Source organism: Pedobacter sp. BMA (assembly GCF_001027745.1).
In the GTDB taxonomy this organism is placed as follows: domain Bacteria; phylum Bacteroidota; class Bacteroidia; order Sphingobacteriales; family Sphingobacteriaceae; genus Pedobacter.
In genome coordinates this window covers 231,933-243,247 of sequence record NZ_LECU01000003.1, presented here as the reverse complement: position 1 = coordinate 243,247, position 11,315 = coordinate 231,933, and the positions used below count along the sequence as shown (strand labels likewise).

Annotated in this window: 8 protein-coding genes; 2 read left to right on the top strand and 6 right to left on the bottom strand. The window is 37.6% G+C overall.

Annotated features, from left to right (window positions below; translation table 11 throughout):
- Window positions 1–14: 14 nt before the first annotated feature.
- The 6 genes from AB669_RS05440 to AB669_RS05415 form a co-directional block, all read right to left on the bottom strand.
- On the bottom strand, window positions 15–869 hold the full coding sequence (locus AB669_RS05440) for an ABC transporter permease (protein ID WP_047798280.1): 855 nt from the start codon (window positions 867–869) through the stop codon (window positions 15–17).
- Window positions 866–1,972, bottom strand: coding sequence for a glycosyltransferase family 4 protein (locus AB669_RS05435; RefSeq protein WP_053058275.1), 1,107 nt, complete (start codon window positions 1,970–1,972; stop codon window positions 866–868). Before AB669_RS05435 ends, AB669_RS05440 begins: the two co-directional genes overlap by 4 nt.
- Before the next feature lie 51 nt (window positions 1,973–2,023).
- Entirely contained in the window at window positions 2,024–3,838 is a 1,815-nt protein-coding gene (asnB, locus tag AB669_RS05430; RefSeq protein ID WP_047798279.1) for an asparagine synthase (glutamine-hydrolyzing), read from the bottom strand.
- Between the two features lie 310 nt (window positions 3,839–4,148).
- Window positions 4,149–4,652, bottom strand: coding sequence for a UpxY family transcription antiterminator (locus AB669_RS05425; protein ID WP_047798278.1), 504 nt, complete (start codon window positions 4,650–4,652; stop codon window positions 4,149–4,151).
- 521 nt (window positions 4,653–5,173) lie between these two features.
- Window positions 5,174–7,579: a tyrosine-protein kinase gene (locus AB669_RS05420; RefSeq protein ID WP_047798277.1), complete on the bottom strand. Its 2,406-nt coding sequence runs from the start codon at window positions 7,577–7,579 to the stop codon at window positions 5,174–5,176.
- Complete coding sequence (locus AB669_RS05415; protein ID WP_047798276.1) at window positions 7,579–8,409, bottom strand: polysaccharide biosynthesis/export family protein; 831 nt, start codon at window positions 8,407–8,409, stop codon at window positions 7,579–7,581. The genes AB669_RS05420 and AB669_RS05415 overlap by 1 nt, the downstream gene beginning before the upstream one ends.
- A gap of 1,452 nt (window positions 8,410–9,861) precedes the next feature.
- Between AB669_RS05415 and AB669_RS05410 the strand changes: the two genes are divergently transcribed.
- Both AB669_RS05410 and AB669_RS22090 read left to right on the top strand, forming a co-directional pair.
- The gene (locus AB669_RS05410; protein ID WP_047798275.1) at window positions 9,862–10,296 is read left to right on the top strand and encodes a hypothetical protein; all 435 of its coding nucleotides are present in this window, start codon (window positions 9,862–9,864) and stop codon (window positions 10,294–10,296) included.
- A 207-nt stretch (window positions 10,297–10,503) separates the two neighbouring features.
- Window positions 10,504–10,953, top strand: a complete 450-nt coding sequence (locus AB669_RS22090; protein ID WP_156166684.1) for a hypothetical protein — start codon at window positions 10,504–10,506, stop codon at window positions 10,951–10,953.
- The last annotated feature ends 362 nt before the right edge of the window (window positions 10,954–11,315 follow it).

Below are 11,315 nucleotides of genomic sequence, written 5' to 3'. Positions count from 1 at the left end.
TCTGCAAACCAGCGCTAAACTGTATCAACAAAATTTCGTTCTACCTTATTAAAAATCACTATCCCAAACAGGAGCAGAGCAATGGTAACCGCGGTAGCATACCCTAAACTGGGCCAGCTGAAACCTCCTTCACCCAAAAAACCGTATCTAAATGTTTCAATAATAGGTGTCATCGGGTTATATTCAATAATCCATGAGTATTTCGGATATTTTTCTAAAGCGGTAGAGAGAGGGTAAATCACAGTTGTGGCATACATTAGCAATTGTACACCAAAACCTACCAGAAAAGCCAGATCGCGGTATTTGGTGGTCAAGGCTGAAATGATCATACCCGCACCCAAACCTAACAGCGCCATTAAAATGACAACCAGGGGGAAAAGGCAAATGGCCCAGCTGACAGAAAAATGTGCCCCTGTAAGCAGGTAATAAGCCATTAAAATCAAAAACAATAACATCTGTACACCGAACCGTACCAGATTGCTTACTACGATACTTAAAGGCATAATTAATCGCGGGAAATAGACCTTCCCAAATATTCCTGCATTATCTCTGAATACTGTTGAGGTTTTTGTGAGGCAATCAGCAAAGTAATTCCATGCAGTGATACCTGCCATATAAAATAATGGCTTAGGGAGTCCGTCGGTGGAGATTCCTGCTAAATTTCCAAAAATAAAAGTAAAAATAATGGTGGTAAATAAAGGCTGGATAAAGAACCAAAGCGGCCCTAAAATTGTTTGCTTGTAGAAAGAAACAAAATCTCTTCTGACCAGTAGCCACAGCAGGTCTCTGTAAGCCCATACCTCATTTAATTTAAGATCAAATAAAGAGCTTTTGGCTTCTATGCTCCAGGTATGTTCGTGCTCGTTCATGATGAATGTATTAACAATTGTTGGAGTTTATTTTGATAATTAGCAAAACCAAAATGCTCAAGAGTTTTTGTTTGTTGTAGAATCGGGTTAGATGGAGTTTCAAGTGCTTTAATAACAGCTGATTGTAATTCACTTAAGCTGAACGGATCAATTAATGTACCCGTTTCGCCATTTAGCAACGCATCTCTGCTACCGTCCTGGTTACCTGCAATCACTTTACAACCACATACCGATGCCTCTATAAAACTAATTCCAAAACCTTCGGCCTTGCTGGGCATTACAAAAATATCGGCCAGTAAAAAATGTCTGCTAATTTCTTCATCAGCAATAAAGCCGGTTAAGGTTACGCGTTGTTGTAGCTGATATTGCTCAATCAGGTCTGTAATGCGTAGCTGTTCCGCTTCATCGGCTTTTCCTGCGAGTATGTAGTGAGTGTTTTCAGGCAAATTCTTCATTGCCCTTAATACCAGGTCATAACCTTTATATTGTTCTTCAGAAGATAATCTGGTCAGGGTAAACAGTATTTTTTTATCCGGAGTTAAGCTATACCGCTCAATCAGTTCAGCCGGTTTACCGAAAATTTGTGGTATCTCAAAAAAGGGATCAAGACAATTGTTGAGGATATGAATCCGGTTCAAAGGAATGTAATGTTGTTTTTGTACCGTATCAGCGGTGTATTGGCTTACTGCCCAGATTTCTGTTTTTTGCTGCAAAAATTTCTTTTTCCAGTTTTTTAATGGTTTCCAGATTTCAATGCCATGCGCAAAAAGAATAATTCTTGTTTTTGGTTTTAACTTCTTAATCAACCAGCCAAAAACAAGCAGGTTAATATGACTCAGGATGACAATTTCTGATTTCAGGCCCTCTCTGATGGTTTTCCAGCCAAATCCTGTCCGGTTTCCTTTGAATCCGCAAAAGTGATTAGCATCGGTATATCTCAGGTCTGCAAAATCATCATACATACTCAGGCATTGATAACTGCCGGTTATATTGCCGGCTTTTAATTCAGCCAGTGCTTTGGTAACCGCCCTGCAAACTTTTTCAATTCCGCCGGTAAACCCAAAAGTATAGAGTGATAAAAACAAAATCCTTTGTTTATGCATGTTGATGATTTGTACTTCCCTTCTCAAATCTCATATCTAACTTCTCACATCTTAAACCTTCCATCTCATATCTTCCATCACAAAGAGCGTCATTACTTTAGACCAATGTAAATCACCATTAACAAAATCAGCTTTTAGTTCAGCTGTTTTCGGGTTATCTGACTTTAGTCCCTTTAAAAAGAATTCATTTGTTTTTAACCAGGTTTGAAAAGGGAATGTAAATCCCATTTTCTTTCTGTTCCAGACAGATTCAGGCAGAATATTTAAAAATGTATCAATGAGAAAACCCTTAGGCTTTTGTTTTTGATATTTGATTTCAGCTGAAGTGTAGTCGAGTAGCTGAATCAGATCCTGATCCAGTAAAGGTACGCGAACCTCCACGCCATGTTGCATACTCATTGCATCGGTATCCTTAAGCAACTGGTTTTGCATGTAAAAATTCACTTCTATCCATCCTGCTTCTTCAGAAGGGCTGAGGTAGGCCGGAGGCTGAGGTGTAACCATCTGTTTAAGTACCGCATTAACCTCGTTAACCTCTATGTTTAAAATCCCGGCAATTTCATCGGGCGTAAATATGCCACGTAAAAAAAGGTATTTGCCAATGGTATTTTTATAAGTGAGGTAGTAGAAACGCTTTAAGGAAGGTTTTTTAAAGAGAATTCCCTTTTTGAGGATAAAACGTGGCAACTTCATCAGGCGCCTTAGCATTTTTATTCTTTTAAAAGAAGGATAACCGCCAAACAGTTCATCTCCACCAATACCCGATAATACAGCTTTTAAGCCCTTTTGTCTGGCGAAATAATTTACAAACCACGAATTAATACCGTCTGCACTGGGTTGATCCATGCTTTTTAAAGCCGCAGGAAGATGCTGATTAAATAAAGCTTCATCAATCAGATATTCAGAATGCTCACTACGGGTTTTTCCGGCTACCAATGCCTGATATGGCTGTTCTGAGAATTGCTGTTCGGAAAAATTGATGGATAATGTTTTAAGATTTTGCTGATCAGGAGTCTGATTAATGCTTTCATCAGCCAACAAGGTAAGTAAGGACGAATCGATACCACCACTTAAAAAAACGCCTATCGGTGCATCCGAAATCAGATGCTGTTGTACGGCTTGTTTCATTGTGTTTTTCAGGGCCTGTTTTGCAATAGTATGATCAGTGCAATAACTTTTCTGATCTTTTTGGTGGTAACAGGTTATTTCTCCCTGATGTATGGCATGATCCCAGACTAAATACGCTCCTTTTTGCAGCATTTTTACCTGTGCAAGCGTGGTGTAAGGCTCGGGGATATGCCCGAATGCTAAGAAGTAAATCTTCCATTCGGGAAGTTCATTAAGCAAAAGACTCGTTTGGCCGAAAGCCTTCACTTCTGAAGAAAACACCAGTTTCCCTGATTGACTATAATAGTAAAGTGGTTTAATTCCCGAAGGGTCTCGTACCAGAAATGTTTTATCTTCCAGCTGATCATATAGGGCAAAGGCAAACATTCCCTTAAGCAAATTAAAGGATGCAATTCCCCAATGCTGATAAGCAGCGAGGATTACCTCTGTGTCGCTTTGTGAAACGAAATTAAATCCCGCTTCAGTTAACTCTTTTCTAATTTCAGGGAAATTATAGATCTCACCATTAAAGGTGATGGTTAAATTGTTGTGATTGTACGACATGGGTTGATGACCGGTAGGGGAAAGGTCAATAATTGCCAGCCGCCGGTGACCAAATGCCAGACCCTTCGGTTCATTAGTATAAATGCCATGGCCATCAGGTCCGCCATGCGCCATTACTTCACACATTGCCTTTACTTCGAGCTGAAGTTGTGCAATATCTGCTTGATGATCAATAATTCCTGCTATCCGGCACATGGCTTTATCTCTAATCTTATATCTAACATCTCCCGTTTTCCATGTTCCATCTCACATTTAACATCCCTCATCACACAGCTTCGCCCTCTCAGTCACATTTTCTTTAAAAAAATGACTGGCAATTTGTAACGTAAATCTCCTCACATATCCCCTCTGAACAAAGTTCAGTATTTTTTATTTGCTTTTAGAATCTCTACGTCAAAACCCAAATATGACCCGATGACTATTCTAACCATTTCATTAATTCAAACAGTTAAACAAATCAGCTAACTCTTCCATCTTCCATTATCCATCTCCCATCTTACATCCCTCAAATAGGTTCCACAAATCCCATGGATGTATTAATCTCAATTGCATAGCCCATATTTTGTAAACGTAAAATAATACGCTGTTTATTATGTAAGGATACCATTTCTGCAATCATATCCTTAAACGGGCCTGCTTTAATCAATACTCTTTGGCCTGGCCGGATATCATAATCAAAAACTTCCAGATCAGCATCTGTAGCGAGCAGGAGTTTAAGGTTATTGATTTGTTGCTCGGGGATGCTGGCGATGTGACCGGAGAAATAAAGGAATCTCGCAATGCCATTCGTCATCAAAACCTTCGCATGTTCTCTGCCGGAAATATACACAAATAGATAAGATTTGATCAATGGTTCTTCTACAATCTTCTTCCGATCACTCCATTGTTTCACTGTTTTTTTTAATGGAAGATAAGCGGTGATGCCTTTCCTCAATAACTCATCATATGCTTTCTTCTCTGCTCTAGAGCGGGTGTAAACTGGATACCATTTGTACTGTTGATCAATCATATTTCACTTCAGGATCTGTGCGAAAATAAGCTACCATTGGGCGTTTCTTCAGTCATTGAAATAACTGGATAAAACTAAATTCGTAAATTTATTCGAAAAAGAAAGAAGATTCTGCCTGAAGAGAATTTAGAAAGGCATTTTTGGTTTTAAACCTCAAATAGGAGAAATAAATACGGGGAACAATCATCATGTCAACTAAGCTTTACAATTAAATCTGTTTGGATTCGCAGAAACGAAATCAAAAGTAATGAATTAATAATAGAGTGAGGTTGACTACAAATTTTAATCTTGCTTTTTGTCAAAAAGCTTTTGTTATTAACTTTATACAAGACTTACAGATATTATGGTTCCGCTGTTGCCGTTGTTCACCCATTCTCTACTCTTTGTTAACCCATTCTTAACCCCAGGGGTTACCAATGGGTTAACAATAGGTTAATAATGGGTACAGAAAAGGTTAACGATGGGTAAGGAAAAGGTTAACAATGGGTTAGCATGGTACGACCAAAGGGTTAACAAGCTTCCTATTTCTTTTTCCAGAACATCCACCATTTCCTATTTTCATCATCATAATAACCGGAACCTGCATATCCTGAATAATCAGAATAGTAATAGGTGCTGTTGCCACCACCACGTGAATAATCAGTGGTATAATAATTAGCATATAAAGCATCGTCTCCGAAGGCATTTAAAACGATGGCCATGTTATTTAGGCCGTATTCGCGAGATAAACGTTCCGGAATATTTGCTGCCCTCTGCTTCGATACACCAGATCTGATTACAAATAGATTCACATCAGAGTTTCTGATGAGTGGAATAGCATCCGAAACTAAACCAACTGGCGCAGTATCTACTAATACATAATCATAGTCTTTTTCGAGTTCTTTGAGCAAGTTTTTCATTGCTGCAGTGTGGAGGAGTTCAGATGGATTTGGAGGGACCGGACCTGATGGGATGAAGTCAATGTGATGTAGCTCATCATGTATCAATACATCCGAGAGCTGATGCTGGCCGGATAACAGGGAACTTAATCCTTTTTTATTGTCAACTCCAAACGCTTTGTGAAGCCTTGATCTACGTAAATCCGCAGCAATTAATATCACCTTTTTCTCAATCAGTGCCATTGTGCCAGCTAGGTTGACCGTCACAAAAGACTTCCCCTCACCGGAAATTTCTGAGGTAATACAAATGACTTTGCTCTGCTTGTGGCTGGCTAAGAAACTAAGATTGGTCCTTACCGACCGGACAGATTCAGCAAATACCGACTTGGGTTTAGCAATGGACAATGCCTGGCGATTGTCCTGATCGATATAATCAGGAAATTGACGAATAACCCCGATAATAGGTGTATTGGTTAAGCCCTCCACCATCTCCTTATCATAAATGAATGGATTTAAAAACCTGACAAGAAGAATTAACCCGAACCCTGCAGCTAACCCAAACATGATATAGGTAGTGTACACTTTGTTGTCATTCGGAGAGATTGGGTAAAAAGAAGGATATGCAGGATTAACGATTGATGCTCCGGGTACAATAGCCGCAGCATTCATTTCGGCTTCCAGTTTTTTCTCTGATAAATAAGAGCGTACTTTATTGTTTACTTCGAAATTGGTTTGCAGCTTGACGAATTTCTGCTCTTTAACCGGAATACCACTAATGCTTTGGTTTACTCCGTTTAACTGGTTGTCAATGTATTTAATAGTTTGAAGGTTGCGTTCTAACATTCCTTTAATCGCCGACCGGATGCTATTTTTTACATTTAAAATTTGTTGTTCAACTAATTTGACTGGTTGAGAATCTGCGTTGAATTGATTAAGCTTAAGTTCTCTATTCGCTAATAGTGTGTTCAGCTGACCAACGAATGTGCTCAATCCGGCTGCAATCTCTCCATCCAGGTCTACACCAATTTCAATTTTGGATCGGTTATTATCTACTTGTTCCTGTAATTGTTTAATGCCTAATTGTTTGAGTTGTAACTCTGATTTTTGTTTTTCAAGGTCTGTGAGTTTTCCTACCGTCATAGATGAAGCTGAGCCCATGTCCATCATCTTGTTTGCAGACTTGTAATTTGCTAACGTGCTTCCTGCTTTGCCTGCTTCCTGATCGATAAATCCGAGTTGGTTGTCAATAAATTCAACGGTTTGCCTGGCAGATCTCCGCCTTTGAATAACATCGTATGATACATATTCCTTCATGATGGCATTGAGTATATCTGCCGCAAATACAGGGTTAGCATCAGTTTGGCTTAAACTCATTACGTTAGTAAACCGCGCCGCTTCTCCAATAAACAATCCGCCCATAGCCCGGCCAACAAAATCCTCTTTCGTGTTAAATTTAAACTGATATATGCTACCTGGAGAGATATGGTCTTTGATTTTGAAAACCATATTACCTTGTTTGATTTCCTGACCATAAGCATAAGTAGTTTTGGAACCCTTTTGATCAGCGATCGATAAAGCGAAGTGTTTTTCGTCTACTGCGGCGATTTCGTAATGTGAGCGTCCAAAATTCACACTGTCTTGTTTGATAATCTCGATTACGAAAGGGACAGTAGGATATAGTTCAGTCGTTCTGATGCGACCTTTAACGTAGTAGCTTATCTTATAATTGAGCGTGTTGATGGCATTTAGAATTACTTCGTTGCTTCGGATGGTAAAACTTTCTGCCTGGATTTTATCCGTGTAATTATAGTTTTGCATCGGCATGCTTCCTCCTGTGCTTACCGCAGGATTGCTATCCTCTAATTTTAACGAAGCACCTGTTTGATAAACAGGTGGCGTAAACATCAAATTTACTTTGGCCAAAACCAAAGCGATCAATACGCAGCCTGCAATCCAGTACCAGCGGCTTAAAAATACCCTGAATATTTTGTAAAAATCAATTTGCTGGCTAACCGATTTCTTTTGATTAAACTGATCTGCTGCTTCCATTAACGAGTTAAACTAAGAATTAAGATGCCAAGATTTACCACTACCAAAACAGGCTGAATAAAGTTATTAATGCTTGTCCATTTATCATTGAAAGCTGAACTTTTGGTAGGTAACAAAATGATAATATCGTTATTTTGAAGCGTTAATTTTTTACTGGCTAAACTATTTATATCAGTAAGATTAACATAAATAAGCTCAGGATGCGACCGGTCACCTCTAATTATCTTCAGGGTTTTCGGATCTGCATTTTTCGTGATCCCTCCGGCTTCGCCAATCATTTCAATTAAATTAATGTTGTCTCTTTCCAGGTAAAAATTTCCCTGTTTACCAAATTCACCTAACAGGGTGACTTTTAAATTCACTACCGTTAGTTCGATAATAGGGTCTTTTAGTAATTTACTTTTATAAGCATCTTGAATTTTAATGGCAGCTTCTCGTTTGGTCAGACCAACAACAGCAAGTTTTCCGATTGCAGGTAAGTTCACCATACCATCAGGCTCTACAGGATAAGATAACACATTGGATGATGTTCCTCCAGTCGCGCCCCCTGTACCTGTTGCAGCACCCGATGTTTGACTTCCTGCTCCACTTGATGCGCCAAACTCTGGATTTTGTACATTACGTACAGCAAGTTTATCCTCGACTTTTATTTTATAATACGCATCGCTTATACCTTGGTCATTCACTACATAAACTTGCTTGATGGTGTCAGTAACTATGTCGCTGGGAGCATTGAATAGTGCTCTTTCTTTACGTATAGAGCAGCTAAATAATAGGCTGACTAAAAGTATGAAGAAGCTGAATTTGCGTGTTTCTAGTTTTGATAACATAAGACCTTTGAACCTCTTAAAGTGAATATAAATGCGAAAATACGTTTTATATGACAAATCTTGTAAGAGTGGCTGATAATGATGCTTGAAATCATTTTATATGGGTAGCAAATTTTTTGTAAAAGTAAAATCTAACCTCCAAGTCATTACGTATATGTATCGTCTTCCCCGGATAAGCTAGGATTTAAAAATCCATAGCATGAAAATTAAATTTACTCTCGTATTCTTTTTCGTTATATTTTTTTTAAACAATCTGTATGCTCAGGTTCAACAAGGATGTAGATTGTCCAATGGCCGTGTTTACGCATTTGCTGGTTTCGGATATTCCTGCAACTTCTATAGTTTGGATAATTGTCCAACAGGTTCAACAACATTTGATCAATATGCAAGTATAACTCATACTTATTCCACCAACTGTACAACTTGTTTTGGAGTTGGCAGCAGTGGTAAAGTCGTAGATTATAATCTTCTAAACTGTCCTATAGATGATCCTTATCTGATAGCACTTCTTTCATTCATGATTTTATGTCCATTCTATATTTCCTTAAGAAGGCGGGTGAATGGAGAATATTTTATAACTGTACAGAATATTTGATCTACTAATATCATTATATCTGATGCCGATTTCAGTACGGCCATATTGTCTAATAAGATAGACGATATGGCGATTTTTGGTTTGAGAATTGTCAATAGCAAAAGCGGTTTCTAGTCAATTTAAGAATATTAATGCTCTAGTTTTGAGCTTTCTTTTATTGGTATGAAATCGCTTATCTTCTTTCTATTATTTTTTTCAATCTGCTATGAGCCTAGTGCTCAGCCCGTAATAAGTCCTGGATGTAAAGTGGGGACCCGACGCTATCAGGTTTCTATTCCAGCGGAACCCGGGTATAACCCATTATTCAGGAATGATTCTGGTGATCAAAATTCTGAATGGGAGAATTATGATTCTAAAGATTCTCGTTATTCATGTTACGCTTGGATAGTCGATGCAGGAACTTGTTATGTCAAACAAAGTGGCAGTTCTTCGGGGTGCGGATTGTTTGGCTGGTTTTCTTGCCCTACTACTTACACGCCAGGAACAAATGGTCACTTTACTGGTGTGGTAGGGTGTTCAATCGACAACTATACATTATTTTTATTATTTCTCATAGGAGCTTATGCTGTATTTAATATTCTAAATGATAGGAGCCTTAAATCAATATTTTAGTCACATTTAAATTATCATTTTCAGTTGACAAATACTGTCTAAAAATACTGGTCATCGGCATATATATATTTTGATCTTTTTCCAGAATGTTAAATAATAGTCAAAATAAAAGAATATAATGGCGATATTACATTTAAGCTTTTCAATATAATATATTTGTGGCATTAGTGAACTATTTAGCTAGCGGATGAATTGTTTGCTTTCTAATAGTTTAGTATTAGTCGTCGTCCCAAATTTTGATTTTCATGAAAAGTATAATTATAACAATTATACACGCGGTACTGCTATTTTTGGCATTCCCGGTATTAGCTGATACAGGTTGTTTAATAAATACCTCTGCTGGACCTAAAGTTTACTATGTTCCTCAGTTTTCGGGAACAACAACCTTTTATCAAGGTAGTGGTACTGTTAGATATGGTAATCAAGCTAGCTGTCAAGCGGGAAATTCTCCCTCAAATTCATATTATATACTTACCTCCGCTGCTGGTCCTACTTGCTATGCTGGCTATGACGGAAGCGGTGCCACAAACGATGGTGCAAATTATCAACAATCAGGTAACAGGGTTACCTTTAATGTAGCCAACTGTCCGTTGGATGATTATATTCCCCTATTAATTATTTTTGCTGGTTTCTTGGGATTATTTGGCATCAGACGAAGATATTCACCTCTTAACTTTTGATAAGCTTTCATAAATATAGTTTTCAAATAATTCAAAGGGATTTTAATTGTGATAAAATTTATTAAACTCATCTGTTGGATTAGGTGAGTGAGTGTGTGTAATATACATATACCACTGCAATACTAAAATTGTGTTTGTATAATTAATTAGTGATTGGTGTGTTTTTGGAACGTCTTTTGTGTAATATTCCAAAACTATATCAGCTCTATGAAGAACATCGCTATACTAAGCCTTTTACTATTTTCTGTGACTGTTTCTTCTAATAGTTTTAGCCAGACCTACCCAGCTTGCTATGTTGGGAATACTTCAGGAGGCGCAAGAGTATATATCATTAAACACCCTACTCGTACGGGAAATACTTTTACATCCACACCCGCAAATAACAATTACGCAGTATTTGGCACAGGAAATTTCAATTGTACAAACTTCCCCAATGGGGTGTTTGCTAGAAGCGTAGTAAATTCTTCAACACCTTGTGATGTTTATGGAACGAACTCTTCAGGAAATGAAATTTATATAGGAGGGGGTGTGTTGGTTAATAATTATATCATATATCGATGCCCGATTGACAAAACCCTTTTTATAATGCTATTCCCAATTTCATTTTTAGGTTTTTTTGTAATTCGAAAAAAAATGAAGTTTAAAGCATTATCTTAATCATTTACTCTACAAAACTAGCGGGCTTGCTGAAGCCTCCGTCTCGAATAGATTTAAAGGAACTATTGTTGAGCAAACTAACATTTAATATTTTTTTGTTGATGAATATCAACGAATGCAAAAGTTTGTATTCTATGTTAATAACACAAAAATTTACATTTATTCCCTCTAGAACGATTTAAACGTCATTTTTCATTTTTCGAATTGTTTAAAGTGAAAAACGGATTGTCATCCTAATCTGTATTCAGCGCTCGTTCATTTTGTTCAGAAGATTTTTTGTCTAATTTTGTCTTTTAAATAATACTTTTTGTAGTCGTTTTGTATTCCCTGATAATATTCTTTTATGTACGAGCCATTCGTTT